Source organism: Dokdonella fugitiva (assembly GCF_004342425.1).
Classification (GTDB): domain Bacteria; phylum Pseudomonadota; class Gammaproteobacteria; order Xanthomonadales; family Rhodanobacteraceae; genus Dokdonella_A; species Dokdonella_A fugitiva.
Window position 1 is genome coordinate 14893 of sequence record NZ_SLWQ01000001.1, and the last position, 26315, is coordinate 41207.

Annotated in this window: 24 protein-coding genes and 1 tRNA gene; 3 read left to right on the forward strand and 22 right to left on the reverse strand. The window is 70.2% G+C overall.

From position 1 onward, the window contains the following. Positions 1–9: 9 nt before the first annotated feature. A complete protein-coding gene (locus EV148_RS00015) occupies positions 10–1599 on the forward strand; it encodes a multicopper oxidase family protein (RefSeq protein ID WP_131991592.1) in 1590 nt (529 codons plus the stop codon). Positions 1600–1604: 5 nt separating this feature from the next. Here the strand turns inward: EV148_RS00015 and EV148_RS00020 are convergent. The 17 genes from EV148_RS00020 to EV148_RS00100 all read right to left on the reverse strand — a co-directional run bounded on the left by EV148_RS00020 (position 1605) and on the right by EV148_RS00100 (position 16286). Continuing rightward, a tRNA-Lys gene (locus tag EV148_RS00020) sits at positions 1605–1676 on the reverse strand. A gap of 55 nt (positions 1677–1731) precedes the next feature. After that, complete coding sequence (gene queC, locus EV148_RS00025) at positions 1732–2412, reverse strand: 7-cyano-7-deazaguanine synthase QueC (protein ID WP_131991595.1); 681 nt, start codon at positions 2410–2412, stop codon at positions 1732–1734. A gap of 113 nt (positions 2413–2525) precedes the next feature. Further along, positions 2526–3245 (reverse strand): 7-carboxy-7-deazaguanine synthase QueE, encoded by a 720-nt coding sequence (queE, locus tag EV148_RS00030; RefSeq protein ID WP_131991598.1) that lies wholly within the window; start codon positions 3243–3245, stop codon positions 2526–2528. A 7-nt stretch (positions 3246–3252) separates the two neighbouring features. Continuing rightward, positions 3253–4179 carry a tol-pal system protein YbgF gene (gene ybgF / locus EV148_RS00035; RefSeq protein ID WP_131993862.1) on the reverse strand — a complete coding sequence of 309 codons (927 nt, stop codon included), beginning with the start codon at positions 4177–4179 and terminating at the stop codon, positions 3253–3255. A gap of 7 nt (positions 4180–4186) precedes the next feature. Beyond that, entirely contained in the window at positions 4187–4696 is a 510-nt protein-coding gene (gene pal, locus EV148_RS00040; RefSeq protein ID WP_131991601.1) for a peptidoglycan-associated lipoprotein Pal, read from the reverse strand. Positions 4697–4795: 99 nt separating this feature from the next. Next, positions 4796–6118: a Tol-Pal system beta propeller repeat protein TolB gene (gene tolB / locus EV148_RS00045; RefSeq protein ID WP_131991604.1), complete on the reverse strand. Its 1323-nt coding sequence runs from the start codon at positions 6116–6118 to the stop codon at positions 4796–4798. Between the two features lie 4 nt (positions 6119–6122). Further along, positions 6123–7043 (reverse strand): cell envelope integrity protein TolA, encoded by a 921-nt coding sequence (gene tolA, locus EV148_RS00050; protein WP_131991607.1) that lies wholly within the window; start codon positions 7041–7043, stop codon positions 6123–6125. Positions 7044–7047: 4 nt separating this feature from the next. Then, a complete protein-coding gene (tolR, locus tag EV148_RS00055) occupies positions 7048–7488 on the reverse strand; it encodes a protein TolR (RefSeq protein ID WP_131991610.1) in 441 nt (146 codons plus the stop codon). Positions 7489–7525: 37 nt separating this feature from the next. After that, entirely contained in the window at positions 7526–8209 is a 684-nt protein-coding gene (gene tolQ / locus EV148_RS00060) for a protein TolQ (RefSeq protein ID WP_131991613.1), read from the reverse strand. After that, entirely contained in the window at positions 8206–8652 is a 447-nt protein-coding gene (gene ybgC, locus EV148_RS00065) for a tol-pal system-associated acyl-CoA thioesterase (protein WP_241987925.1), read from the reverse strand. The genes tolQ and ybgC overlap by 4 nt, the downstream gene beginning before the upstream one ends. Positions 8653–8700: 48 nt before the next feature. After that, positions 8701–9753, reverse strand: coding sequence for a Holliday junction branch migration DNA helicase RuvB (ruvB, locus tag EV148_RS00070; RefSeq protein WP_131991619.1), 1053 nt, complete (start codon positions 9751–9753; stop codon positions 8701–8703). Between the two features lie 208 nt (positions 9754–9961). Next, entirely contained in the window at positions 9962–11851 is a 1890-nt protein-coding gene (locus tag EV148_RS00075) for a potassium transporter Kup (protein ID WP_131991622.1), read from the reverse strand. Positions 11852–11867: 16 nt separating this feature from the next. Further along, positions 11868–12461 carry a Holliday junction branch migration protein RuvA gene (gene ruvA, locus EV148_RS00080; protein ID WP_131991625.1) on the reverse strand — a complete coding sequence of 198 codons (594 nt, stop codon included), beginning with the start codon at positions 12459–12461 and terminating at the stop codon, positions 11868–11870. After that, on the reverse strand, positions 12458–13018 hold the full coding sequence (ruvC, locus tag EV148_RS00085; protein WP_241987926.1) for a crossover junction endodeoxyribonuclease RuvC: 561 nt from the start codon (positions 13016–13018) through the stop codon (positions 12458–12460). The genes ruvA and ruvC overlap by 4 nt, the downstream gene beginning before the upstream one ends. A gap of 43 nt (positions 13019–13061) precedes the next feature. After that, positions 13062–13763, reverse strand: coding sequence for an esterase/lipase family protein (locus tag EV148_RS00090; protein ID WP_241987927.1), 702 nt, complete (start codon positions 13761–13763; stop codon positions 13062–13064). After that, complete coding sequence (aspS, locus tag EV148_RS00095; RefSeq protein ID WP_131991628.1) at positions 13760–15538, reverse strand: aspartate--tRNA ligase; 1779 nt, start codon at positions 15536–15538, stop codon at positions 13760–13762. The genes EV148_RS00090 and aspS overlap by 4 nt, the downstream gene beginning before the upstream one ends. A 136-nt stretch (positions 15539–15674) precedes the next feature. Beyond that, complete coding sequence (locus tag EV148_RS00100) at positions 15675–16286, reverse strand: DUF3011 domain-containing protein (protein ID WP_182517242.1); 612 nt, start codon at positions 16284–16286, stop codon at positions 15675–15677. Between the two features lie 265 nt (positions 16287–16551). Between EV148_RS00100 and EV148_RS00105 the strand changes: the two genes are divergently transcribed. Further along, positions 16552–18075, forward strand: coding sequence for a DUF7453 family protein (locus EV148_RS00105; RefSeq protein ID WP_131991634.1), 1524 nt, complete (start codon positions 16552–16554; stop codon positions 18073–18075). A 7-nt stretch (positions 18076–18082) separates the two neighbouring features. Here EV148_RS00105 and EV148_RS00110 read toward each other — a convergent pair whose 3' ends face one another. The 3 genes from EV148_RS00110 to clpB all read right to left on the reverse strand — a co-directional run bounded on the left by EV148_RS00110 (position 18083) and on the right by clpB (position 23660). Then, positions 18083–20455, reverse strand: coding sequence for a winged helix-turn-helix domain-containing protein (locus EV148_RS00110; RefSeq protein WP_158287238.1), 2373 nt, complete (start codon positions 20453–20455; stop codon positions 18083–18085). A 178-nt stretch (positions 20456–20633) separates the two neighbouring features. Continuing rightward, positions 20634–20936: an FmdB family zinc ribbon protein gene (locus EV148_RS00115; RefSeq protein WP_131991640.1), complete on the reverse strand. Its 303-nt coding sequence runs from the start codon at positions 20934–20936 to the stop codon at positions 20634–20636. A 141-nt stretch (positions 20937–21077) separates the two neighbouring features. Continuing rightward, positions 21078–23660 carry an ATP-dependent chaperone ClpB gene (clpB, locus tag EV148_RS00120; protein ID WP_131991643.1) on the reverse strand — a complete coding sequence of 861 codons (2583 nt, stop codon included), beginning with the start codon at positions 23658–23660 and terminating at the stop codon, positions 21078–21080. A 134-nt stretch (positions 23661–23794) separates the two neighbouring features. Here clpB and EV148_RS00125 point away from each other — a divergent pair, with 134 nt between their 5' ends. Continuing rightward, the gene (locus EV148_RS00125; protein WP_131991646.1) at positions 23795–24934 is read left to right on the forward strand and encodes a saccharopine dehydrogenase family protein; all 1140 of its coding nucleotides are present in this window, start codon (positions 23795–23797) and stop codon (positions 24932–24934) included. A gap of 117 nt (positions 24935–25051) precedes the next feature. On the opposite strand, the gene EV148_RS00130 is transcribed toward EV148_RS00125, so the two are convergent. Continuing rightward, positions 25052–25570 (reverse strand): DUF4166 domain-containing protein, encoded by a 519-nt coding sequence (locus tag EV148_RS00130; protein ID WP_199222687.1) that lies wholly within the window; start codon positions 25568–25570, stop codon positions 25052–25054. Continuing rightward, positions 25567–26301 (reverse strand): peptidoglycan editing factor PgeF, encoded by a 735-nt coding sequence (gene pgeF, locus EV148_RS00135; protein WP_131991652.1) that lies wholly within the window; start codon positions 26299–26301, stop codon positions 25567–25569. The genes EV148_RS00130 and pgeF overlap by 4 nt, the downstream gene beginning before the upstream one ends. Between the last annotated feature and the right edge of the window lie 14 nt (positions 26302–26315).

A 26315-nucleotide genomic window follows, 5' to 3' on the forward strand; every position in this document is an offset into this window, starting at 1 on the left:
GCGCACGCCATGATCGATCATTCCCGCCGCGCCGCCGTCACGAGCCTCGGCCTCTGCCTGCTGGCGTCGCAGCGATGGGCGCGGGGCGCGCCTGCAGGCGGCCCCGATCACGATCCGGCCAGCTCCGCACCGTTCGCGCGCGCATTGCGCAGGCCCGGCGCGAGCGGCCTGCTCGCGCAGCTGCGGCTCGCGCAACCGGTCGAACTCACCGCACGCGTCGACACCTTGCCGGTGTTCAGCGGCCGCGCGACCAACGTGTGGAACTTCGCGACGACGATCGATGGCAAGCACGCGCACGATCCGCTGCTGATCGCGCGACGCGGCCAACGCGTCGAGGCGACACTGGTGAACCGCATCGGCCAGGACACCACGATCCATTGGCACGGCCTCGGCAACGACGAGGCGAACGACGGCAGCGGGCTGCATCCCGTGCGACACGGCGAGCGCTACCGCTACGCCTACGAGGTGCGCAATCGCGCGGGGCTGTACTGGTATCACGCGCATCCGCACTTCCACACCGGCGAGCAGATCCACCACGGCCTCGCCAGCCTGCTGCTGGTCGAGGACGACGAGGAACTCGCCCTGCGCGAGCGCCTCGGCATTCCCTGGGGCGAGCGCGACATCCCGCTGCTGCTCGCGGACAAGCAGCTCGGCCGCAACAACGAGATCGCGTACAAGGCCGGCGCTGACGACTGGATCGGCAACCGCGTGCTCGTGAACTGGACGCCGGAGCCGCATCTCGACGTCGACCGCGCGGCGTATCGCCTGCGCGTGGCGAACGTGTCGAACGCGCGCATGTTCAAGCTCGCGTTCGTGCACGGTACGACGCTCCTGGGCCATCACCTGCTCGGCACCGACGGCGGCCTGCTCGAGAGGCCGCTCGCGCTCACGCAGCTCTACCTCGCGCCGGCCCAGCGCGCGGACCTGCTGCTCGACCTGTCGTCGCTGCGCGCCGGCGACGTGGTGCGCGTGCGCAGCCTCGCCTACGACCCGATGGAGAACGATGCCGCCGCGGCCGGCGAGGATCCGATGCTCGAACATCCCGGTGCCGCGCCGATGGGCGCGCGCATGGACCTCATGGAGTTGCGCGTGACCGCGAACCGGCCCGCGCGCACCGCGCTGCCGTCGAGCATCGCGGCGCCGCTGCCGGCAATGGCGGCGAAGCCGGCCGCGACGCGCACGTTCCGTATCCGCATCTCCGACCGTGGTCGCTGGATGATCAACGACTGGAACTTCCTGCTCGCCCCGCACGCGCACGCCCCTGCGTTCACCGTGCGGCGCGGCGACCATGAAGTCTGGGAGCTCGTCAACGAATTCCGCAGCATGCCGCATCCGATCCACCTGCACGGCTTCCCGTTCCGCGTCGTGGATCGCAGGAACAGCCCGTCGCAGCTGCGCGCGCTCGTCGTCGCGTCCCATGGCCGCACCGCGCAGGACCTGGGCCTGCTGGATACCGTCGTCGTCTGGCCCGGCGAGCGCGTGCGCATCGCGATCGACTTCGCGCAGCCCTACACCGGCACGCAGACCTACATGCTCCACTGCCACAACCTCGAGCACGAGGACCAGGGCATGATGGTCGCGTTCGCGGTCGTCGACTGAGGACTTGGGCCGTGATGGGATCGAACCATCGACCAACGGATTAAAAGTCCGCTGCTCTACCGCTGAGCTAACGGCCCACAGGAGGCGCCCGCGATCACCGCGGGGGTCGCGCAGTTTACCCGCCCCGGCGCGTCAGCGGTAGCGCGTGGGGTCGGCGACGCCGGCCACGCGGAAGCCGTCGGCGCGCAGGCGGCAGGCGTCGCAATGGCCGCAGGCGCGGCCGTCCGCGTCGGCCTGGTAGCAGGACACGGTCTGCGCGAAATCGATGCCGAGCCCGAGGCCGGCGCGCACGATGTCGGCCTTGCCCATGTCGAGCAGCGGCGCGTGCACGGCGAGGTGCGCGCCTTCGACGCCGGCCTTGGTCGCGACCTCGGCGAGGCGGCCAAACGCCTCGATGAAGGCCGGCCGGCAATCGGGATATCCCGAGTAGTCGACCGCGTTGACGCCGCACCAGATGTCGCGCGCGCCGAGCACTTCGGCCCAGCCGAGCGCGATGGACAGCATGATCGTGTTGCGCGCGGGCACGTAGGTGACCGGGATGCCGGAACCGCCTTCGTCGGGCACCGCGATGTCGTCGGCGGTCAGCGCCGAGCCGCCGATGCTGCGCAGGTCGACGTGCACGGTCTTGTGTTCGACCGCGCCGAGCGCGAGCGCGACGCGCCGCGCTGCATCGAGTTCCGACGAATGACGCTGCCCGTAGTCGACACTCAGCGCGTAGCACGCGTGGCCGCGCGCGCGCGCCATTGCGAGCGTCACCGCCGAGTCCATGCCGCCCGACACGAGCACGACGGCGCGTTGGTTTTCATTGGCCATCGATCACTCCGTTCGGGATTGGTGATTGGTGATTCGGGATTGGTGATTCGCGATGGGGGATCAGAGTGGTGACCGCCAATCCGAATCACGAATCACGAATCACGAATCCCGAATCACCGCCCCGGCTCCTCCCCCCACAACAGCTTGTGCAACTGCAACTGCATGCGCACGGGCAGACGGTCGGCGAGGACCCACTCGGCGAGCGTGCGCGGTGCAAGACGGCCATGTACCGGCGAGAACAGCACCTGGCAGCGCGCGTCGATGCGATGCTCGCGCACGCGCGCCACGGCCCAGTCGTAGTCTTCACGATCGGCGAGCACGACCTTGACCTGGTCGTGCGGCAACAGGCGGTCGACGTTCGACCAGAGGTTGCGCGCGACTTCGCCCGAACCGGGCGCCTTGAGGTCGATCACTTTCCGCACGCGCGCATCGACTTCGCCGACGTCGAGCGCGCCGGACGTCTCCAGCGAGACCTCGTAACCCGCGTCGCACAGCCGCGCGAGCAAGGCGAGGCAGCGCTTCTGCGCGAGTGGCTCGCCACCGGTGACGCAGACGTGGCGCACGCCGTACTTGGCGACGTCGTCGAGCACCGCATCGATCGTGCGCCACTCGCCGCCATGGAACGAATACGTGGTGTCGCACCAGCTGCAGCGCAGCGGGCAGCCGGTCAGGCGCACGAAGACGGTCGGCCAGCCGACCGCGTCGGCTTCGCCCTGCAGCGAATGGAAGATCTCGGTGATGCGCAGCCGCTCCGGCGACGATGCGACGGCATTCGCGCCTGCGGAGACGACGGCGTCGCCGGCCGCGGCGCCGCGGGCGGCGACGGTCGTCATGGCGTGCTCAGTGGCGCGCTTCCGACTGCAGCGCGCGCAGGCGACCCTGCGCGAGGCGCGCGACGGTCGTGTCCGGGTATTTCTGCACGACGTCGTTAAGTGTGGCCTCGGCCTGGTCCCACTGCTTCTGCTCGTACTGGCTGTAGCCGACCTTGAGCAGCGCGTCGGGCGCCTTCTGGCTGTTGGGATAGCGTGCGAGCAGCGTCTGGAACGCCTCTTCGGCGATCTTGTAGTTCTGCGTCACGTAGTACGACTCGCCGAGCCAGTAGTACGCATTGCCGGTGAGGTCGCTGTTCGGATACTGGTCGATGAACGCCTGGAAGCGCCGCGCCGACTCGGCGTAGCGGCCGTCCTTCAACGCCGCGAATGCCTCGTTGTAGGTCGAGCCTTCCGCGGCGGGATCGGCGGGAGCGGCCTTGGCGAGACTGGTCGCGGGCGGCTCGACCGGTGCTGCGTCACCGGGTGCGATCGCCGCGCGGTCGTCCGCGGTGAGCTCGCCGACATTCGCACGACCGGCGCCGCCCGGCGCCGGCGCATGGCCGCCCGGGTTGGCGAGGTCGATTTCAGGCGGCTGTTCGGGCGCCGCGGGGCGCGCACCGGCGGGCGCGGCGGCCGGGGTCGCACCACGGCCTTCGAGGCGGGCGATGCGCGAGTCGAGATCGGTGTACTGGTCCCTGTTGCGCTGCTTGGCCTCGTCGAGCGCGTGCTTGAGTTCCTCGACCTGGCCCTGCAGCGACTGCACTTGCGACTGCAGCGCCTGGATCTGGTTGACGAGGTCGACCGCGCCGCTGCCCTGGCCGTTCGCCTGCTGCTCGAGGCGCTCGACGCGCTCGGCCAGCGACAGGCGCTGCTGCGCCGAAACGGGTGCCGCGAACGCGAAGACGGCGGCCGACAAGGCCGCCGTCGCGATCGCACTCGACTTCAAGTGCGCCATCACGTTCTTACTTCGCGGTGTAGACGATCTCGACGCGGCGGTTCTTCGACCAGCACGATTCCTCGTGCTGGCGGCAGACCGGACGCTCTTCCCCGTAGCTCGTCACGTTGAGCTGCGAGGACGACGCACCGGCGGCGCTCAGCGCGGCCTGCACGGCGTTGCCGCGGCGCTCGCCGAGGCCGAGGTTGTACTCGCGCGAACCGCGCTCGTCCGCATTGCCTTCCAGCGTCACGCGCGCTTCCGGGAACTGGCGCAGGTATTCGGCGTGGCAGGCGATCTGCGCCTGGAACTCCGACTTGATCTCGGTGCGGTCCAGGTCGAAGTAGACCACGCGCTGGCGCAGGCACGAATCCGTGTCGAGGCTGTCCTTCGTGTAGCGGCCGGTCGTTTCCGTGGACTGCGTTTCCGTCACCGGCGTGTTGTCGACCGGCGGTTCGGGCTTGACCTTCTTCTTCGCGCACGCGGCAACGCCGGCGACGAGCAGGACCGAGAATGCGATGCGGACGGTAGTGTTCATGGTGGTTCCCTTTCGTGAACTGGGCAGATAGTGTTGGAATAAACCTGAATCGACGTTCAAGCGGAGCAGTGGCGACTCGCCGCTCCCGTACCGGACGCGTCAGCGCTGGCGATACGGGCCCCATGCGGGTTCACGCACGTCCCCCTCCGCGAGGCCCAGTCGTTGACGCACGCGTCCGTCGGCAGATGCGGCGTACAGCACGCCGCGTATTCCTTCGCTGGCGGCATACAGCAGCATGCTTCCGTTCGGTGCGAAACTCGGGGCTTCGTCTTGGCTGCCCGGGGACACCAGGGTGTTCTGGCTCGTCGCCCGGTCGAGGACCGCAATACGATACACGTTTCCGTTGCCCTGCACCATTGCAAGCTTGATGCCTTTGGCGTCGACGACGCTCGGGCTGGCGTTGTACTGGCCGGCGAAGGTCACGCGCGTGGGCTCGCCGCCGCCGGGAGGGACCTGGTAGATCTGCGGCTTGCCGGAGCGGTCGGAGGTGAAATACAGGGTCTGGCCGTCGGGGGCCCAGCGCGGCTCGGTGTCGATCGCGAAATGACGCGTGACCTGGGTCGTCTGCCGGCTGGCGAGGTCTAGGATGTAGATGTCCGGGTTGCCGCCCTTGGACAGGCTCACCGCGAGGCGGTTGCCGTCCGGCGAGAACGCCGGCGCGCTGTTGATGCCGCGGCTGCTCGACACGACCTGGCGCGAGCCGGTGCCGAGGTCCTGCACGTAGATCGCCGAATTGCCGCTTTCGAACGAGACGTAGGCGATGCGCCTGCCGTCCGGCGACCAGGCCGGCGACAGCAGCGCCTCGCGCGAGCGCACGACGACCTGCGGGTTGTAGCCGTCCGAATCGGCGACCATCAGCGCATAGGACATGTTCTTCGGCGGCGTGCCCGTCGCGGTGATGTAGGCGATGCGCGTCCAGAACGCGCCGCGCACGCCGAGGATCTTCTCGTAGATCGCGTCGGCGACCTGGTGCGCGATGTCGCGCAGGCCGCTGCGCTGGCCGGTGATCGCGCCGCTCGCCCTGAGCGCTTGGCTGGCGACGTCGAACAGTTCCCATTCCACGCGCAACGTGCCGCCGTCGCCGTCGGCCATGCGCCCGACCACGAGCCAGTCCTGCTTGAGCAGGCGCCAGGTCGCGAATTTGACTTCGCTCTGCCGGGTGGGGAACTCGATGATGTCGTTCTTCGGCAAGGTGCGGAACTGGCCCGAACGCGCGAGGTCGGCGCGCACGATCTCGCCGGCGTTCGATTCCGGCGGCACGCTCGCGCCGTCGAAGCCGAACGGGATCACCGCGATCGGCAGCGCCGACGCGTTGCCGTTGACGATGTCGATGTCGAGCTGCGCGTGCGCCGCACGGCCAAGGCCGCAGGCGCCGACGAGGATCAATGCCAGCCTGCCCAGGATTCCCGCGAAATTCGTCATCGGCCTATCCGTCGTATCTGAAGTTGAACTTGATGTTGCGCTGGAACACCTTCTCGTAACCCTGGTACGGCAGCGGCGCCGCCTTCATCACGGCCTGCTCGATCGACGTGCGCGTGACCGGGTCGGCGTTGCACGGCGTGCCGATCGACACGCTGATGACGTCGCCGCCCGGGATCTGCGCGATGTTGAGCACGCAACGCAGGCCCGCCTGCGCATTGTCCGGGCGATTCCAGTTGTTCGTCACCGCCGCCTGGATCGCCGCCGCGTAGCGCGCGGTGAGGTCGTCGTCCCGCCCGCCCGCGCCGGTCTGCGCCTGCTCCGCCTCGTGCTCCGTCTCCGGCTGCGCCTGGGCCTGCGCCTGCTTCTGGTTGCGATCCTCGATCTGCGCGAGACGTTCCCGCTCCAGCTTGAGCTTCTTCTCGACCGCCTCGCGCTCCTTGCGGATCTGGGCGAGCTGCTTCTGCTGCTCTTCGCGCAGCTTGCGCTGCTTCTCCTCCTCGAGTTCGACCTGCCGCTGGCGGACCTTCTCCTCCTGCTCGCGCTTCTCCTGCTCGGCCTTTTCCTGCGCGAGCGCGGCGACGCGTTCCTGGTCGACCTGGCTCGGCTTCTGCAGTTCGTTCGGCGTCTGCTTCTCCGGCTTGGGTGGTTCGGGCTGTTCAACCGGCTTGGGCTCGGGCTTCGGCGGCTCGGGCTTGGGCGGTTCCGGTTTCGCCTGCGGCTTCGGTGGTTGCGGCTTGGCCGCTCCCGACCGCGCCTTCGGCGCCGCAGTCGGCCCGACCAGCGTCGCTTCGATCACCGGACCCGGCATGCTCACCGGGCGCGTTTCATGCGTCCACCACAATCCGGCCAGCAGCGCGAGGATGCACAGGAGGTGCAGCGCCATCGCGAGCGCGAACGCACGCAGCTTGTCGCCGAACGTCTCCATCCGGTCAGTGGGCCTGTTCCGCTTGCACGGGCTGGCTCATCAGCCCGACCTTCGGCACGCCCGCCGACTGCAACAGCACCATCGCCTGGTAGATCTTGCCGTAATCGGCGCGCTGGTCACCGGCGACCAGCACGGGCACCTGCGGATTCTCGCGGACGAAAGCTGAAACTTTCTTGACCAGCGTGTCGGCGTCGATCGGCTCGCGCTGCGACGCGCCGAGGGTGAGGAACAGCGCGCCGCCCTCGTCGACGCTGACGACGGCCGGCTCCTTGTCGTTCTGGATCGCCTTCGCCGCCGACTGCGGCAGCTGGATGTCGACGCCGAGGTTGAGCAGCGGCGCGGTCACCATGAAGATGATCAGCAGCACGAGCATGACGTCGATGTACGGCACGACGTTGATCTCGGCCTTGAGTTTGCGGCGCTTGCGCGATTTCAGGTTCTGCATGCAGGGGATTCCAACGCGGGGCGGGACGGCGCGGGGTTCAGGCGTCGTCGACGTGCGCCTGGCGCGCCAGGATCGAGGAGAATTCCTCGACGAACGTGTCGTAGCGCAGGCTGATGCGTTCGAGCTTGGTCGAATAGCGGTTGTACGCCCACACCGCGGGGATCGCGGCGAACAGGCCCATCGCGGTGGCGATGAGCGCCTCGGAGATGCCCGGCGCGACCATCGCGATGGTCGCTTCCTTGACGTTGGCGAGGCCCTGGAACGCGATCATGATGCCCCACACCGTGCCGAACAGGCCGACGTACGGGCTGATCGAACCCACGTTGGCGAGGAACTCGAGGCTGTGCTCGAGGCGGTCGACCTCGCGCGTCGAGGCGACGCGCATCGCTCGCTGCGCGCCTTCGAGCAGCGCGCGCGAGTCGACGCCGCGACGCTGGCGCAGGCGCGCGAACTCGCGGAAGCCCGCTTCGAAGATCGCGCCGCTGCCGCTGACGCGCTCGCCGGCGCCGCTGATCTCCTTGAAGAGGCCGGCGAGGTCGGCGCCCGACCAGAAGCGCTCCTCGAATTCGTCCGCGCTCGCGTTGGCGCGATCGAGCAGCGCCTTCTTGCGGAAGATGATGAACCACGACGCGATCGAGAAGCCGATCAGGATCCCGAGCACGAGCTTGACCGGCAGGCTGGCGCCGAGGATCAGGGCGAGGACGTTCAATTCCGAGTTCATGCAGGGGTGATTTCCTGGAGCAGGTGGTTCGGGATGGGGCGCGGCCGGAGCTTCTGCGCGTCGAGGCAGGCGATGCGCACCTTCGCTTCGACCAGCGCCTTCGGTTCGGGTTCGCGCAACAACTGCTGGCGTACGGTGAAGCTCGCGCTGCGCAGGTCCTCGATCGCGACGGTCGCGCTCAGGAGATCGTCGAGGCGGGCCGGCGCGTCGAACGCGAGTTCCATGCGATGCACGACGAAGACGATGCCTTCCTGCTCGCGCAGGCGCTGCTGGCCGATGCCGGAGGCGCGGAACCACTCGCTGCGCGCGCGCTCGAGGAAGTGCAGGTAACGCGCATGATAGACGACTCCGCCGGCGTCCGTGTCTTCCCAGTAGACGCGGCAGGGCCAGGCGAAGACAGGCCGGGAATGGAGAATCGGGAATCGGGAATGGTTCAAAGGCACTCCAATCGACAATCGGCGGCAGGGCGGAGAAAGACGGCTTTGCCTCCCCTATTCGCCACTCCCCATTCCCGATTCACGGCTTTCGAACAGATCCTCCGCCCCCGCCCTTCGCGGCGGCGCGAGGCCGAAATGGCGCCAGCACTTGCCCGTCACCATGCGCCCGCGCGCGGTGCGCACGAGGAAGCCCTGCTGGATCAGGAACGGTTCGAGCACGTCCTCGATCGTGCCGCGCTCCTCGCTGATCGCCGCGGCGAGCGACTCGACGCCGACCGGGCCGCCGTCGAAGTTCTCGATGATCGTCGTGAGCAGGCGTCGGTCTAGCGCGTCGAAGCCCTCGGCGTCGACCTTGAGCATCTCCAGCGCCGCGTTCGCCGCGTCGCGCGTGATCGTGCCGCCCGCCTTGATCTCGGCGTAGTCGCGCACGCGCCGCAGCAGGCGGTTGGCGATGCGCGGCGTGCCGCGCGCGCGGCGCGCGATCTCGGTCGCGCCGTCGGCGTCGCAGACGATGCCGAGGATCTTCGCCGCGCGGCGCACGATCGCGGTGAGCTCGAGCGGGCTGTAGAACTCGAGCCGCTGCACGATGCCGAAGCGGTCGCGCAGCGGCGCGGTGAGCAGGCCCGCGCGCGTGGTCGCGCCGATCAGCGTGAACGGCGGCAGGTCGAGCTTGATCGAGCGCGCTGCCGGCCCTTCGCCGATCATGATGTCGATCTGGAAGTCCTCCAGCGCGGGGTAAAGCACTTCCTCGACGATCGGCGACAGGCGGTGGATCTCGTCGACGAACAGCACGTCGCGCGGCTGCAGGTTGGTCAGCAGTGCGGCGAGGTCGCCCGGCCGCTCGAGCACCGGGCCCGAGGTGGAGCGCAGGTTGACCCCGAGCTCGTTGGCGATGACGTGCGACAAGGTGGTCTTGCCGAGGCCCGGCGGACCGAAGATCAGCACGTGGTCGAGCGCTTCGCCACGCCGGCGCGCCGCCTCGATGTAGATGCCGAGCTGCTCGCGCACGGTCGCCTGGCCGAGGTACTCGTCGAGCCGCTGCGGGCGGATCGTCGCCTCGACGAGGTCGTCGTCGCGCGTTGCGTTGGCGGAGGTGAGGCGGTCCATGGGTGGGGATTGGGGATTCGGTCGATTTGCGTGGAGGACTGCAACGCGTGATTCGCAGATTATGACCGTCGGGCCAGCGGCAAGGTAGCTGCACAGGAACCGGGCCACGGCCTGTGTTCAGCCACCCGTCGCCCGGCTTCAATCCCGAATCCCGAATCCCGAATCCCGAATCCCGAATCCCGAATCACCAATCCCGAATCCCGGCCACTCAGATCTCCACCTGCGTCCCGAGCTCGATCAACCGGTTGCCCGGGATCTGGAAGAACGCGGTCGCCGGGATCGCGTTGCGCTGCATGAAGGCGAACAGCTTGTCGCGCCAGAGGGCCATGCCGGGTCGGTCGGTCGCGACGATGCTCTCGCGGCTGAGGAAGAAGGTGGTGTCCATCATGTCGAATGGCTGGCCGCAATTGGTGACCGTCTCGAGCATGTTCGGCACGTCCGGGTCCTCGGCGAAGCCGAAGCGCAGGGTCACGCGGTAGAAGTCGTCGCCGAGCGGCTCGACGCCGACGCGCTCGTCGTTCTCGGCGATCGGCGTGTCGACGGTTTCGACCGTGAGCATCACGTTGCGCTCGTGCAGCACCTTGTTGTGCTTGAGGTTGTGCAGCAGCGCGTGCGGCACGCCCTCCTGGTTCGCGGTGAGGAACACCGCGGTGCCCGGCACCCGCAGCGGCGGGTGCGCGACGATCGAGGAAATGAAAGGCTCCAGCGCGAGGCCGCCGTGCTTGATCTCGCGCACGACGAGTTCGCGCCCGCGCCGCCAGGTCGCCATCAGGGTGAAGATCACCGTGCCGAGCACGAGCGGGAACCAGCCGCCGTGCTCGACCTTGTCGGCGTTGGCGGTGAGGAAGGCGAGGTCGACGAACAGGAACAGGATGCCGACCAGCGCGACCCGCGCCCGACTCCAGTTCCACATGCGGCGGAACACGATCATGACGAGGATCGAGTCGATCGTCATCGTGCCGACCACGGCGATGCCGTAGGCGGCGCCGAGGTTGTCCGAAGAACGGAAACCGACCACCACCGCGAGCGTGAGCACGAGCAGCATGCGGTTGATCCATGGCAGGTAGATCTGCCCCATCTGCTCGTGCGAGGTGTGGCGCACCTGCATGCGCGGCAGGAAACCGAGCTGGATCGCCTCGCGCGTGACCGAGAAGGCGCCCGAGATGACCGCCTGCGAGGCGATCACCGCCGCCGCGGTCGCGAGCACGATCATCGGCACGAGCAGCACCGGCGGCACCATCAGGAACAGCGGGTTCTCGGCCGCCTTCGGGTCGGCGATCAGCAGCGCGCCCTGGCCGAAGTAGTTGAGCACGAGCGCGGGCAGCACGAAGCCGAACCACGACCAGCGGATCGGCTTCTGGCCGAAGTGGCCCATGTCCGCGTAGAGCGCCTCGGCGCCTGTGATCGCGAGGATGACCGTGCCGAGCGTGAAGAACGCGGTCCAGCGCGCCTGCGCGAAAAACTCGATCGCGTAGTACGGCGACAGCGCGCGCAGCACGGCCGGGTGCTGCGCGACGTGCCAGATGCCGAGCGTGGCGAGCGCAAGGAACCAGAGGATCATCACCGGTGCGAATACCGCGCCGACCTTGCCGGTGCCGCGGTTCTGGAATGCGAACAGGCCGACGATGATCAGCGCCGCGAGCGGCACGACCCAATGCGCGAGGCCGGGCGCGAGCACTTCCATGCCCTCGACCGCGCCGAGCACGGAGATCGCCGGCGTGATGACCCCGTCGCCGAAGAACAATGCGGCGCCGAACAGGCCGAGCACGACGATCCACCAGCGCGCGCGCTGGCTCGAGCGCACGCTGCGCTGGGCCAGCGCGGTCAGCGCCATGATGCCGCCCTCGCCCTTGTTGTCGGCGCGCATGATGAAGCCGGCGTACTTCACCGAAACCACGAGGATGAGCGACCAGAACACGAGCGACAGCACGCCGAGCACGTTGGTCGTGGTCGGTGGCGCGCCGTGCACGCCGAACGTCTGCTTGATCGTGTAGAGCGGGCTGGTGCCGATATCGCCGTAGACGACGCCGATCGCGCCGAGCACGAGCGCGCGCGTACGCGTGCCGACGTCGTCGCCGTTGCCGATGTCCTCGCTCATGTCGCAGTCTCTTTCCTCAGCGCAGCGCCGCCTTGAGCGCCTTGCGGATGATCTCTTCGGCGCGATCGCCGGGGGCGGCCGCGTCGCGCACGAGGCGCGTGACTTCGGCCGGCTTGTAGCCGAGCGCCTGCAGCGCGACGCTCGCTTCGGCGACCGGATCGACCGCGCCCGGCGCAGCGCCGGTCGCGACCGGAAGGCCACCGGCGAGGCCGTCGACGCGATCGCGCAGTTCCACCACCATGCGCTCGGCGGTCTTCTTGCCGATGCCGGGGATGCGCGTGAGCGCGCCGACGTCGCCGCCCTGCACGAGCCGCGCGAACTCGTCGACGCTGACGCCGGAGAGCACCGACAACGCGATCTTCGCGCCGACGCCGGAGACCTTCTGCAGCGTGCGGAACAGGCTGCGTTCGGCCTCGCGCAGGAAACCGTACAGCGCGACCGTGTCTTCCTTGACCGCGTAGTGCGTGCACAGACTCACTTCGCGGCCGACTTCGGGCAGGTCGAAGAACGTCGACATCGGCGCCTCGAGTTCGTAGCCGACGCCGCCGACGTCGATCACGAGCCACGGCGGCTGCTTGGCGACGAGGACGCCCTTGAGCCGGCCGATCATCGACGACGCCTCCACGCGTCGCGCGGCAGGCCGAGCCGCTGCAGGCTCGAACGCGTGTGCGCGTGGGCGAGCGCGATCGCGAGCGCGTCGGCTGCATCCGCCTGCAGGCGTCCCGGCAGCTGCAGCAGCAGGCCGACCATGTGCTGCACCTGCGCCTTGTCGCCCGCGCCGGTGCCGACCACCGCCTGCTTCACCTCGCGCGCGGCGTACTCGGCGACGCCGAGGCCGTGCTGCATGACCGCGCAGATCGCCGCGCCGCGCGCCTGGCCGAGCTTGAGCGCGGAATCGGCATTGTGCGAAACGAACACGCGCTCGATCGCCACCTCGTGCGGCGCGTACTCGACGACGATCGCGCCGATGCCGTCGAAGATGCGCTTGAGGCGCGCGGCGAACGCGTCGTCGTCGCCGTCGAGTACCTTGAGTGCGGTGTGGAACACGTGGCGCGAGCGGCCCGCCGCATCGACGTCGATGATGCCGATCCCGGTGCGCTGGCTGCCAGGGTCGATGCCGAGGATGCGCACGACGGCGAGCGCTGGCTGGAAGGCAGTGATCGACACGATCCCGTTGGCTCGGCGAGAAGGGTGCAGTCTAGCGCAGCGCTCAGCGCGGCGTCGGCGCGAAACGGCCCGCGCGCAGGAACGCGACCGTGAGGTCGGCGACTTCGGACGAGAACAGCAGGCCCGTATGCGAGGCGTCGACCGTGCGGTGGTCGCTGATGCCGGGGAGCTGCGTTTCCTCGACCGACACGGTGCCGTCGTGCGGCGCGACCAGCGGCCCGAGCGTGATGCCGAGGCCGAACGGCAGCTTGCCGGCGATCACGCCGACGCGGCGCGAGCCCTTCCATGCATCGACGCCTTCGAGCAGCGGCTCCGCGCTCTGTCCGAGCAGGAGGCGTCCACCCGGGAATGCGGTCAGCGCGCGCGCGACCGCGCTGCCACGCAGCGGCGGCCCGATGCAGACGATGCCGCCCTTGGGCAGGCCGCGCACGCCGCGCGTCGCCTCGAGCGCGACCAGCGACCCGAGGCTGTGGCCGACCAAGTGCACCGCGCCGGCGTCCTGCGCCTGCATGCGTTCGCGCAGGCGCGTGACCGCGGGCTGGATGCCGCGGAACACGCTCGCGTAGTCGATCGTCTCGACCGAGTAACCGGCCTGGCGCAGGCGACGCGCGAGCGGCAGCAGGGTGATGCCGCGCATCCAGATACCATGCAGCAGGATCACGTGTTCGCGCGGCGCGGAATCCACTGCCGCGCGCGGCGTTCGCGCCGCGCGCGGATCGATCGGCCGGCGCGACGCGCGCGTCATTCCGCCTTGCGCTCCGCGACGCGGATGTGCACCTCGGCGAGCTGTGCCTCCGGCACCGGCGACGGCGCGCCGGTCATGAGGCATTGCGCGCTGGTCGTCTTGGGGAACGCGATCACGTCGCGGATCGATTCGGTGCCGGCCATCAGCGCGGCGATGCGGTCGATGCCGAACGCGATGCCGCCGTGCGGCGGCGCGCCGTACTTGAGCGCGTCGAGCAGGAAGCCGAACTTCGCTTCCGCTTCCTCGGCCCCGATGCCGAGCAGGTCGAACACCGCGCTCTGCATCGACGAGCGATGGATGCGGATCGAGCCGCCGCCGATCTCGTTGCCGTTGAGTACCATGTCGTAGCCGCGCGACACCGCGATCCGCGCGTTCGCGCGCAGGTCGGCCTCGTCGTCCACCGCGGGCGCGGTGAACGGATGATGCAGGGCGACGTAGCGCTTTTCCTCGTCGTCCCACTCGAACATCGGGAAATCGGTGACCCACAGCGGCGCCCAGCCGTTGGCCACGAGGCCGAGGTCCTTGCCGAGCTTCAGGCGCAGCGCGCCCATGAAGTCGGAGGCGACCTTCCAGGTCGACGCACCGAAGAAGATCGCATCGCCCGTCTGCGCGCCGGTCGCCTGCACGATCGCCGCGAGCGTCGCGTCGTCGAGGAACTTGGCGATCGGCGAATTGATGCCCTCGCGCCCCTTCGCCGCGTCCTCGATCTTCATCCAGGCCAGGCCCTTGGCGCCGAACTTGGCCGCGTGCGCGGCGTAGTCGTCGATCTGCTTGCGCGAGAACTGCGCGCCGCCCGGCGCACGCAGCGCCACGACGCGGCCGTCGGCATGGTTGGCCCAGTCGGTGAACACCTTGAACTCGCAGCCCTTCACGAGCTCGGCGACATCGGTGAATTCGAGCGCGATGCGCAGGTCCGGCTTGTCCGAACCGTAGCGGCGCATCGCTTCCGCATAGGTCATGCGCGGAAACGGGTCGGCCAGTTCGATGCCCTTCACCTCGCGGAACACGACGCGGATCATTTCCTCGACCGTGTCCTGCACGTCGCGCTCGGTGACCCAGGCGAACTCCATGTCGAGCTGGGTGAATTCGAGCTGGCGATCGGCACGCAGCGCCTCGTCGCGGAAGCAGCGCGCGATCTGGTAGTAGCGGTCGAAGCCCGCCATCATGAGGATCTGCTTGAACAGCTGCGGCGACTGCGGCAACGCATAGAACTCGCCCGGATGCATGCGCGCCGGCACGAGGAAGTCGCGCGCGCCCTCGGGCGTCGCCTTGGTCAGGATCGGCGTTTCGATGTCCTGGAAACCGCGTGCGTCGAGCCAGCGGCGCAGCGCCTGCACGAGGCGGATGCGCGTGCGCATCATCTGCTGCATTTCCGGGCGGCGCAGGTCGAGATAGCGGTACTTGAGGCGGATGTCCTCGCCCGGGTTCTCGTGCGCATGGAATGGCAGCGGCTCGGCCTTGTTGAGCAGCTCGATCTTCGTCGCGACGACTTCGACGCGACCGGTGCGGATCTTCGCGTTGACCGCTTCGCGCTTGCGCACGACGCCGGTCACGCGCAGGCAATCCTCGTAACCGACCGCGGCCGCCGCGGCGATCACCTCGGCATTGCCGTCGGTGTCGGCGGGTTCGGCGACGATCTGCACGATGCCTTCATGGTCGCGCAGGTCGATGAAGCAGAGCCCGCCGAGGTTGCGGGCGACGTCGGCCCAGCCACAGAGGGTGACGGTCCGGCCGATCAGCGCCTCGTCGACGAGGCCGCAATAATGTGTGCGCATGGAAGTCCGCTGGCGCCGGTGCGGCGCGGAAACAGGCGCGGAATGCTACGGAGGATTGTGCTGCGCCGCAATGCGGCGTTCGGCCAGGTCAAACGCCCGCCATGCGGCGGGCGTTCGACGGATCGTCGAGCCGGGCTCAGCGCCAGCGGCGGTTGACCATGAACTCGGCGTCGCAGCCACCGTTGACCCAGATGCCGGCGCGGTTCCAGCCCCAGTTCTGGCCTTCGACGCAGCGCGTCTTGGAGACCTGGCGCGCGATGCGCACGTCGCTGCCGCGGCCGGTGTCGACCTGGCACATGCGATAGCGATAGTCCTCGCTGCCGCAGCGCACGCGGATCGCGGTTTCGAAACCCGGTCCCGGACGCCAGTCGCCGCCACCGTGGTCGTCGCCATGCCAGCGGCGCTGCACGCGGAATACGCCTTCGCAGCCCTCGTTGACCCACACACCGGCGCGGTTCCAGCCCCAGTTGCTGCCTTCGCGGCACGGCGTCTTGGAGATCTGGCGGACCAGGCGCACGTCGCCGCCGCGGCCGGTGTCGACCTCGCACATGCGGTAGCGGTAGTCGACGCTGCCGCAGCGCACTTCGATGTCGCGGTCCCAGCCCGGACCGGGACGCCAGCCACCGGGCTGCGCGGTGGTCGCGGCAATCATCGGCGTCGCGAGCTGGCTGGCGGCGGGAGCCGCGATCGCGGCAGTCGCGCACAGCGACAGCAGCACGGTGGTGATGGCACGGACAGGCTTGCGCATGGTTGGCTCCCCATTGGTATTGGTCCACTGGAGTCTAGTGCAGAAGCCTGAACGAACGCGTAGCGCGGCGCAGCAAGAGCCGCGCGACGATGCCGGGCTCGAACGGGGGCACTCGCGGAGCACGGCGAAATGCAACGGAAACGTCGCGCAAACGTCGCGGCAATCCCGCGCAAACCGGCTCGCGCGGGCCCGCTGCAATACTCCGGGCGCGTTCGCGGCGCCGTCGCCGCGGCGGCATCCCTTCACTCGACCAGGATCGCGCTCCATGACCCATCGCCACCTCCTGCTGCCACTGATGCTCCTGTTCGCGTGTTCGACTGCGCCCGCCGGCGCGCAGACGATCCTTCACCATGACGGCGGGGCCACCGTCGCCGACCGCAAGATCGACGGCACGCGCGTCGAGCGCGCGGCGCGCACCACGCTCGCGCCGCCGAGCGCCGCGCGGCCGCTCGCAACCACCACGCCGGCCGGCGCCGCGCTGTGCGATGCGGCCCCGGTGGCCTGGCACGGCCTGCCGCTGCCGGACGGCGAGGACGGCACGCTGAGCCCGCTCTCGTTCATGCATGCGGCCACGCTCAACAACCACGGGCGCATCGCGTTCGCGGCGCTCGTCGACGACGCCGCCCGCAACCAGGGCGTGTTCACCGCCGACGCGGACGGCCTGCGCATCGTCGCGCTCGGCTGCGGCCCGGGCGGCGGCTCCGGCTCGAGCGACGCCTGTGGCGACCCGTCGCCGATCGGCGGCACCTTCACCGGCTTCTTCCTCTCGACCTTTGCGACCCCGGACATCAATGATGCCGGCGACGTGCTGTTCCTCGCCGACGTCACCGGCGGCAGCGCACCGCGTGGCCTGTTCCTGTACCGCGCGACGACCGGGACCATCGTGAAGGTCGCGGCCGTGGGCGATCCCTCGCCGCTCGGCGGCACCATCACCCGGCTCGGCATGGGTAGCATGAACAACGTCGGCACCATCGCGTTCCTCGCGACCACCGACGACGGCGACGGCTCGGACGTGCTGCTCTGGCAGGACGGTACCCTGACCAAGTACGTCGCCGCGGGCGACCCGGCGCCGGGCGGCGGCACCTTCTGGGCGATCGGTACCGAGTTCTGGGGCTTCGAGGACGGCAGTTCGATTGCGGGCGGCCCGGTGCCGGGCATCAACGAGAGCGGCCAGGTCTCGTTCCGCGGTTACGTCAGCGGCGGCGTGGCGGCCGGCGGGCTCTTCCTCGGCACGAAAGGCACGCACGAATGGCTGGTGCGGGCGGGCGATGCCGTGCCGGGCGGCGGCACCTACAACGACTTTGGAGCGCCGCTGCTCAACAACAACGGCGAGATCGCGTTCTTCAGCGAAACCTCCGACACGTCGGCGCTGGCCTGGGTCGTCGGCAAGCCCGGCCAGTGGCGGCGCGCGCTGGCGCCGTACGACGCGATCGGCGACGGCATCGCGTGGGAGCTCGCCTATTCGCGCAACCCGATGAACGCGCTTGCCGACAACGGCGATCTCGCGGTCTGGACCCGGCGCTTCATGTCCGACTCGAGTGAACTCAACACCCTGCTCGTCAGCCATGCCGACGCAAGCCTCGACGTGCTCGCGGTGCAGGGCACGCCGACGCCGTTCGGCGGCAGCTGGGGCGGTTCGATGGACGGCTGGCCGTCGATCAACCAAGCCAATCAGTTGCGCGTCGGCTCGGCGACGCCCGGCTTCGCGCTGTCGGCCGACGTCGTCCTGACGACCTGCGCGAGCAGCCCGGACGTGATCTTCCGCGACGGCTTCGACGGCGGCGCCTGAGCGAGGCTCACCCCGCGATGAGCGGGGTGGCCGGGCGCTCGTCGGCGACCGCAGCCGGAATCGCGCGCTCCCCGGCGAGGGAGCGCGCGTGCTCGAGCGTCTCTCGCCACGCCGCGACGTGACCGAGTGCGCGATACAGGCGCGCCTGCAACAGCGCGCAGGCGAAATCGGTCGCAGACCAGCGCGCGAGGCGACCGACGACCTGCGCCGCCGCCTCCAGTTCACCTTCCGCGATCAGCACCGTGCCCCACGAGACGCCGACACGCGCGATCCCGAGCGGCACGCCGGCCTGCTCGGCGAGCGCGAGCGCATCGGCATACGCGGCTGCCGCGGCCTCGCGCCGCCGCTCGCTCCATGCCGCCTCGGCCTGCGCGAGGCGCGCGTACAGCATGCTCGACTCGTCGCCGCTCGCGCGCGCCCACGCATCAAAGCGCGCGACCTCGCGCCCCGCCTCGTCGGCACGGTCCTGTGCGCTCAGGGCGCGTGCGAGGGTCAGCCAAGCGTCGCCGCGCACGGACGCGAGCGGCCCGCCGGCCCCGCCGTCGACGACCTGCCACGACACCGCCGCCGCGCTGTCCACCTGCCCCGCGGCGAGCGACAGCGCCGCCTTGCGCGCTCGGCTCATCGCGAGCAGGACCGGGTCCTGCAGCACCTCCGGTGCGCGGATCAGCGCATCGAGCCGTTCGTGCGCCTCGGCGAGACGCCCGACCGCCGCGAGCGCGCTCGCGTGCCAGTACGCAATCAGCCGCCCCGCCGCGCGATCGTCCAGGCGCGGCGCCAGCGCCTGCGCACGCTCGGCCACCGCGAGCGCCTGCGCGGGTTCGAGCAGGTCCAGGTACGCCTCGACCTGGTTGACCAGTGCGCCGGCCAGTTCGTTGCGCGCGTTGCTCCGCTCGAACTCGTCCGCGGCGCGGCCGAAGCTCGCCAGCGCATCGGCCGGGTGGCCGCGCTGCGCGCGCAGCGCGCCTTCGTTCAACTCGACGCGTGCGAGCGCGAGCGTGTCGCCTGCGAGGCGCAGCGCGATGCGCGCACGCGCGAAGTCGGCGTAGGCGCCGTCGGCGTCGCCCTGCATCGCGCGCGCGGCGCCGCGGCCGCTGTAGGTCTGGCCGGCGATCGCGGGCTCGTTGCGGTCGCCGATCAGGGCCAAGGCCTGGCCGAAGTCGCTTTCGGCGCGCGCGAGCGCCATCAGCCGGATCGAACACGCGGCGCGACCGTTGAGGATGCGCGCGCGCAACAGCGGGCTCGCGTCCTCGCCGAGCTCGCCGAGCAGGCGCGTGAACCCGTCATGGGCGATGTCGTAACGGCCGCGCCCGAAATCGGTCTGCGCCTGCAGCAGGCGCACTTCGGGCAATGCGCGCTGCGCCGGCGTGGCCGCATCCAGCGTCGCCTGCGCGAGGCCGAAGTCGTTGGCGAGCAGGGCGGCGCGCAGGCGCGGCACGAGGTCGCCGCCGGCCGCGGTGTCTCCCGCGCCGTCGCGACCGAGCAGGGCCAGAAGGCGCCGCGCCGCTTCGCGCGCCGCGCTGGCCGGATCGTCCGCCACGGCGTCGACGCCACGCGGCGGCGCGGCCCCGTCGCGCAGCTGCAGGCCGACCGACCAGCCGGCCGGACCGTGCTGCACCGACGGCAGGACCGTCCAGCGCGGCGACGACGCCGCGCGCATGACGCGCTCGGCCGATTCGGCGTCCGAGGCCTCTCCGGCGAGCGCGACGATCGCGTCGCTCGGCACGACGACGACGCCTGCATCGCGCAGGCGGTCCGCGACGAGGTCCATCAGTCCGAGTCGCAGCCAGCTCCAGTCGCGCCCGGCGGCGACGGTCGCCGGCAGCACTGCGGTCGCCTGCGATGCCGCCGCCTCGGGCCTTGCCTGCGGTACCTGCGGGCCGGCCGGCTGTCGCAGCAGCGATCCGCCGAACCACCATGCCCCGGCCGCGAGCAGCAGCGCCGCCGCGACCGCGGCCAGGCGTGCGCCACGTGCATGGCCGGCACGCAGCGGCGCCGGCGGCGCCCCCTCGCTCGCGGGCGTGCGCCGCGGCGGGATGGCCGGCCGCGGCGCGTCCGCTTCGTCGGCGTCGACTTCCGCGACCCAGCGATAGCCGAAGCGCGGGATCGTGCGGATCACCCGCTGTTCCTCGCCGGTGTCGCCGACCGCGCGCCGCGCCTTCAGGACCGCCTGCACGACCTGCGTGTCGGCGACGTCCGCGCGCCCCCAGACGGCGGCGACCAGTTCGTCCCGGCCGACGGCGCGATCACGATGCTCGAGCAGCCATGCGATGCAGTCGAACACGATCGGCGACAGCGGCACCAGCGCGCCGTCGCAGCGCAGCTCGCGCGTCGCCGGCGAAATCGTGTAGCGATCGAATCGATAGCTGCGGTGGGTCACGGCGCAAGCGTAGCGTGCAGGCACGTGGCGCACCATCGCACGCGCGCGTTGTGCACGGGATGCGACTGGCGGACGCGGGCGGCGACGCGACGCGCACGAACGCATGCGCCGCGGGACGGCTGCGGCGCATGCGGGAAACGGGGATGGCGGCGCGGCACGGGGGCGCCGCGCGGCGAAGTCAGGACGCCGCGCTCTCGGCCTTCGCGGCGGGCTTCGAGTCGGACGGCTTGGCGGATTCGGCCTTCGACTCGGCCTTGGGGGGTTCGTCCCTGCCGGCGAGGTTGCGCTTGGTGTCGCCGTCCTTCTTGAAGTCGGTCTCGTACCAGCCGCTGCCGGCGAGGCGGAACGCGGGCGCGGTCACGCGTCGCTTCACGCGCGGCTGGCCGCACTCGGGACAATCGACGGGATCGGGGTCGGACAGCTTCTGCAGGCGGTCGAAGACGGCCTGGCAGGAGGAACATTCGAATTCGTAGATCGGCATACGCGAACTTTCCATCGGCTGTGGCAGGCGCCGTGCGGCACCGAAACGGCATGCAGCATGCGGGCGCGCCGGAAATTTGCAAGTACCGCCGCGGCGGCACGCCGGCGCGCGCCCGGCCTGGACGCGCGCCCGTCGGTGCCGTCAGGCGCCCGAGAACACGAGGCGTCCGCCTTCGGCATCGACGCGCACCGTGTCGCCGGGCCGGAAGCGGCCCTCGAGGATCTCCCGCGCCAGCGGGTTTTCGAGCTGCTGCTGGATCGCGCGCTTGAGCGGCCGCGCGCCGTAGACCGGGTCGAAGCCGACATTGCCGAGCAGGTCGAGCGCCTGGTCGCTGATCGCGAGGCCCAGCTGCCGCTCGGCGAGTCGTTTTTCGAGGTACGCGATCTGGATGCGCGCGATCTGCCGGATCTGGCGCTTGTCGAGCGCGCGGAACACGACGATCTCGTCGAGGCGGTTGATGAACTCGGGCCGGAAGTGCGCCTGCACGACGCCCATCACCGCGGCCTTCATCTGCACGTACTGCGCCTCGTCGTCGCCCGTGTTCTCCTGGATGTACTGCGAGCCGAGGTTCGAGGTCATCACGATGACCGTGTTGCGGAAGTCGACCGTGCGGCCCTGCCCGTCGGTGAGGCGGCCGTCGTCGAGCACCTGCAGCAGGATGTTGAAGACGTCGTGGTGCGCCTTCTCCACCTCGTCGAGCAGGATCACGCTGTACGGGCGACGCCGCACCGCTTCGGTGAGGTAACCGCCCTCCTCGTAGCCGACGTAGCCCGGCGGCGCGCCGATCAGACGGCTCACGGAGTGCTTCTCCATGAACTCGCTCATGTCGATGCGCACCATCGCCTCCTCGCTGTCGAAGAGGAAGCCCGCGAGCGCCTTGCAGAGCTCGGTCTTGCCGACGCCGGTCGGGCCGAGGAACAGGAACGAGCCATTCGGCCGGTTGGGATCGGACAGCCCCGCGCGCGAGCGGCGGATCGCATCGGCGACCGCGCGCACGGCTTCGTCCTGGCCGACGACGCGCTTGTGCAGCTCGTCCTCCATGCGCAGCAGCTTGTCGCGCTCGCCTTCGAGCATCTTCGACACCGGTATGCCGGTCCAGCGCGAGACGACCTCGGCGATCTCCTCGGCGGTGACCTTGTCCTGCAGCAGGGTGAAACCCTTCGTTTCGGCTTCCTGCGCGGCCTTGAGCTGCTTGTCCAGTTCCGGCAGGCGGCCGTACTGGATCTCGCTCATCTTCGCGTAGTCCTGCCGGCGCTGCGCGGCTTCGAGTTCCAGCCTCGCCTGCTCGATCTGTTCCTTGATCTTCGTCGCGCCCTGCAGGGTCGCCTTCTCGCTCTTCCACACTTCCTCGAGGTCGGAATACTCGCGCTCGAGCGAGGCGATCTCCGTCTCCAGGTCGGCGAGGCGTTGTTTGGATTCCCTGTCCTTCTCCTTGCGCAGCGCCTCGCGCTGGATCTTCAGCTGGATCAGCCGGCGCTCCTTGCGGTCGAGCTCCTCCGGCTTGGAGTCGATCTCCATGCGGATGCGCGAGGCCGCCTCGTCCATGAGGTCGATCGCCTTGTCCGGCAGCTGGCGGTCGGCAATGTAGCGGTTGGACAGCGTCGCCGCGGCGACGATCGCGGGGTCGGTGATCTCGACGCCGTGGTGTACGGCGTACTTCTCCTTCAGCCCTCGAAGGATCGCGATCGTGTCCTCGACGCTCGGTTCGCCGACGAACACCTTCTGGAAACGGCGCTCGAGCGCGGCATCCTTCTCGATGTACTTGCGGTATTCGTCGAGCGTCGTCGCGCCGATGCAGTGCAGCTCGCCGCGCGCGAGCGCGGGCTTGAGCATGTTGCCCGCGTCCATCGCGCCCTCGGCCTTGCCGGCGCCGACCATCGTGTGCAGCTCGTCGATGAACAGGATGACCTGGCCTTCCTGCTTGGCGAGGTCGTTGAGCACGCCCTTGAGGCGCTCCTCGAATTCGCCGCGGAACTTCGCGCCGGCGATCAGCGCGCCCATGTCGAGCGACAGCACGCGCTTGTCGCGCAGGCCTTCGGGCACCTCGCCGTTGACGATGCGCTGGGCGAGGCCTTCCACGATCGCGGTCTTGCCGACGCCGGGTTCGCCGATGAGCACCGGGTTGTTCTTGGTGCGCCGCTGCAGCACCTGGATCACGCGGCGGATTTCCTCGTCGCGACCGATGACCGGGTCGAGCTTGCCCTTCTCCGAACGCGCGGTGAGGTCGATCGTGTACTTCTCGAGCGCCTGGCGCTGCTCCTCGGCGTTCTCCGACTGCACCTTCTCGCCGCCGCGGATCTTCTCGATCGCGGCCTCGATGTTCGCCTTCGTCGCGCCGGCCGCCTTCAGCGCGGCACCGGCCTCGCCACGGTCGTCGAGCGCGGCGAGCACGAACAGCTCCGACGCGATGAACTGGTCGCCGCGCTGCTGGGCGAGCTTGTCGGTCAGGTTGAGCAGCCGGTTGAGGTCGTTGGAGACGTTGATGTTGCCTTCCTGACCGGCGACTTTGGGCAGGTTGTCGAGCACCTGGCCGACGCGCGTGCGCAGCGCCGCGACGTTGGCGCCGGCCTGGGCGAGCAGGGGCACGGTCGAGCCGCCCTGCTGGTCGAGCAGCGCGGCGAGCACGTGCACGGGCTCGAGCATGTTGTGGTCGCGCCCGACCGCGAGCGACTGCGCGTCGGCGAGCGCCTGCTGGAAGCGTGACGTGAGTTTGTCCATTCGCATGGTCGCGGATGTCCTCTTCGGGTTCTTCGGGCCGCGACTTGCGCGGCGGGCTGCGCCGAAGATGCGGCGCGAAACGGCCCGATTCAAGCAAACCGGCAGGCTAGGATATTGATCCCCGTCACTTCGACCGACCGATGCAACAGCGCGCCGCACGTCCCTTCCGGATCGTCGTCCTCGGCGGCTACGGCCTGTTCGGCGCGCGCATCGTGCGTGCCCTCGCCGGCGACGACGGCCTCGAACTGGTGGTCGCCGGACGGGACGCGGCGAAGGCCGGCGCCCTCGCCGCGGAACTCGACCGCGGCGGCGCGCGCGCGACGATCGAGGCAATGGCGCTCGACATCGACGCACGAGGTTTCGGCGAACGCCTCGCCGCGCTCGCCCCCGCGCTCGTCGTGCACACGGCCGGGCCGTTCCAGCACCGCGACTACGCCGTCGCGCGCGCCGCGCTCGCACTCGGCGCGCACTACGTCGATCTCGCCGACGGTCGCGACTTCGTCGCCGGCTTCGCCGCGCTCGACGCCGAAGCGCGTGCCGCGGGCCGCCGGGCCATCAGCGGAGCGAGCAGCGTGCCCGGCCTCAGCGGCGCCGTCGTCGCGGCGCTGGCCGACCGTTTCGGCCGGCTCGACGCGATCGAAACCGCGATCAGCCCCGGCAATCGGACGCCGCGCGGGCTCGCGACGACGCGTGCGATCCTCGGCTACGTCGGTCGTGCGTATCCGCTGCTCGATCGCGGGCACTGGCGACGCGCGCATGGCTGGCAGTCGCTGCGCCGGTTGCGCGTCCCCGGCATCGGCACCCGCTGGCTCGCGCGCTGCGAAGTGCCCGACCTGTGCGTGCTCGCGCAGCGGTACCCGTCGCTGCGCAGCTGCGATTTCCGCGCCGGCCTCGAGCTGCGACGCATGCATTTCGGCCTCTGGCTCGCGTCGTGGGCGGTGCGTTGCGGCGTGTTGCGCGACTTCGCGCGCCACGCGCCGGCGTTGCTCGCGCTGAGTGAACGCTGGCTCGACAGCGGCAGCGACACCGGCCTGATGCAGCTCGAGCTGCGCGGCGTCGATCGCGAGGACGTACCCTTGCATCTGCGCTGGCGCCTGGTCGCGACGCACGGCGACGGACCGCAGGTGCCCGCGACCGCGGCGATCGTGCTCGCGAGGAAGCTCGCGCGCGACGAACTCGCCGGCGCCGGCGCGGGCCCCTGCCTGGACCTCTTCACCCTCGACGAATTCCTCGCCGCGCTCGACGGCTACGCGATCACCACGACGATCGAAGCGGTTTGACGCCTGCGCGCCGTACGCGTTGCCGCACGACGTGGTCGTGTGGGAACGGCGGCACGCGCTGTGCGTATACCCTACGAGGTAACGGCGGCCCTCGCGGACTTTGCCCCGGCTGGTCGATCAACCCACGGCCAGCCAGCCGCGATAGCGCACGAGCAAGCCCGCGATCGGCAGCGAGGCGGTCACCTCGAACGTGTAGCGCCCGTCGCGGTCGGCCTCGCGCGCGCCGACCGCGGCGAACCAGCGTGCCGGCAGCGGCAGGCCGAGCGCGCTTGCGCGCACGGCGGTCCACTCGATCGCACCGCCGTGCGCAGCGAGGCGGAACGCGAACGTGACTGCGCCGAGGCGTTCATGCAGCAGTCCGCCGCGCGCCCACAACCGGGAGCGCATCACGTGTGCACCGACGTGGCGTGACCAGCGCTCGCCGGCCGCATCGGCGGCGATCTCCACTTCGATCGGCCCGCGCCCCGCGGGCGGCAGGCGCGTCGCCCACGCGCAGAGGGTCGCGAGTGGATGGTGGCCGCGTTCGACCTCGACCTCGCCCGCGTAGCGACGCGTGCCTGCGTCGTGATGCAGCTTGCGCACGCGCGGGCCGAGCGTATCGAACGCACTGCCGAGCAGGCGCTCGAACAGCGTCACGGCGCGATCCACACCAGCGATGCGAAACGACCGGTGTCGCGCTCGCGCCGGTACGAATAGAAGCGGGGGTCGGCGAAGGTGTCGAAACCGCCGCCATGCACGCTTTCGACGCCCGCGCGCGCCAGGCGGCGCCGCGCGAGCGCGGCGAGGTCGCACGACCAGTGGCCGGGGCGCGTTTCCACGAAACACGCATCGGCACCCGCGTCGGTCGCGACGAATGCATCGCGTACCTCGGTGCCGACTTCGTACGAGCGCGCGCCGATCGCCGGGCCGATCCACGCATGCACGCGCCCCACGTCGAGACGCGCGAGCGTCGCCTCGAGTACGCCGGCCGCGAGCCCGCGCCAGCCCGCGTGCGCGGCGGCGATGGCATCGCCGTCGGCGCTGCAGAACAGCACCGGCAGGCAATCGGCGGTGAGGACCGCGAGCACGGTGCCGGGCTTGCGCGTGACGGACGCATCGGCGTCACGGCTGCGCCCGCCGGCGTCCGCATCCAGCACGTCGACGCCATGCACCTGGCGCAGCCAGAGCGGTGCCGACGGCAGGCCGAGCAGGCCCGGCAGCGACGCGCGATTGGCCGCGACCGCGTCCGGCGCGTCGCCGCTGCGCCCGCCGAGGTTGCAGCGTTCGAACGGCGGCAGCGAATGACCGGGCAACTGGCGCGTCGTCACGCAAGCGCGCACGTTCGCGGGTGCCGGCCAGTCGGGCAGGATCACGCCTTGCGCAGGCATGGCCATCGGCGCGC

Excerpts from the sequence above, each read along its gene's own strand:
- ybgF (WP_131993862.1), bottom strand. The coding sequence starts at position 4,179 with ATGGCGCACTTGAAGTCGAGTGCGATCGCGACGGCGGCCTTGTCGGCC.
- EV148_RS00125 (WP_131991646.1), top strand. The coding sequence starts at position 23,795 with ATGCAACAGCGCGCCGCACGTCCCTTCCGGATCGTCGTCCTCGGCGGC.
- EV148_RS00115 (WP_131991640.1), bottom strand. The coding sequence starts at position 20,936 with ATGCCGATCTACGAATTCGAATGTTCCTCCTGCCAGGCCGTCTTCGAC.
- EV148_RS00105 (WP_131991634.1), top strand. The coding sequence starts at position 16,552 with ATGACCCATCGCCACCTCCTGCTGCCACTGATGCTCCTGTTCGCGTGT.
- tolB (WP_131991604.1), bottom strand. The coding sequence starts at position 6,118 with ATGACGAATTTCGCGGGAATCCTGGGCAGGCTGGCATTGATCCTCGTC.
- EV148_RS00090 (WP_241987927.1), bottom strand. The coding sequence starts at position 13,763 with ATGACGCGCGCGTCGCGCCGGCCGATCGATCCGCGCGCGGCGCGAACG.
- clpB (WP_131991643.1), bottom strand. The coding sequence starts at position 23,660 with ATGCGAATGGACAAACTCACGTCACGCTTCCAGCAGGCGCTCGCCGAC.
- queE (WP_131991598.1), bottom strand. The coding sequence starts at position 3,245 with ATGACGACCGTCGCCGCCCGCGGCGCCGCGGCCGGCGACGCCGTCGTC.
- tolQ (WP_131991613.1), bottom strand. The coding sequence starts at position 8,209 with ATGAACTCGGAATTGAACGTCCTCGCCCTGATCCTCGGCGCCAGCCTG.
- queC (WP_131991595.1), bottom strand. The coding sequence starts at position 2,412 with ATGGCCAATGAAAACCAACGCGCCGTCGTGCTCGTGTCGGGCGGCATG.
- aspS (WP_131991628.1), bottom strand. The coding sequence starts at position 15,538 with ATGCGCACACATTATTGCGGCCTCGTCGACGAGGCGCTGATCGGCCGG.
- tolA (WP_131991607.1), bottom strand. The coding sequence starts at position 7,043 with ATGGAGACGTTCGGCGACAAGCTGCGTGCGTTCGCGCTCGCGATGGCG.
- ruvA (WP_131991625.1), bottom strand. The coding sequence starts at position 12,461 with ATGATCGGCCGGCTCAAGGGCGTCCTCGTCGCCAAGCAGCCGCCGTGG.
- EV148_RS00075 (WP_131991622.1), bottom strand. The coding sequence starts at position 11,851 with ATGAGCGAGGACATCGGCAACGGCGACGACGTCGGCACGCGTACGCGC.
- ruvB (WP_131991619.1), bottom strand. The coding sequence starts at position 9,753 with ATGGACCGCCTCACCTCCGCCAACGCAACGCGCGACGACGACCTCGTC.
- EV148_RS00100 (WP_182517242.1), bottom strand. The coding sequence starts at position 16,286 with ATGCGCAAGCCTGTCCGTGCCATCACCACCGTGCTGCTGTCGCTGTGC.
- pgeF (WP_131991652.1), bottom strand. The coding sequence starts at position 26,301 with ATGCCTGCGCAAGGCGTGATCCTGCCCGACTGGCCGGCACCCGCGAAC.
- tolR (WP_131991610.1), bottom strand. The coding sequence starts at position 7,488 with ATGCAGAACCTGAAATCGCGCAAGCGCCGCAAACTCAAGGCCGAGATC.
- pal (WP_131991601.1), bottom strand. The coding sequence starts at position 4,696 with ATGAACACTACCGTCCGCATCGCATTCTCGGTCCTGCTCGTCGCCGGC.
- EV148_RS00015 (WP_131991592.1), top strand. The coding sequence starts at position 10 with ATGATCGATCATTCCCGCCGCGCCGCCGTCACGAGCCTCGGCCTCTGC.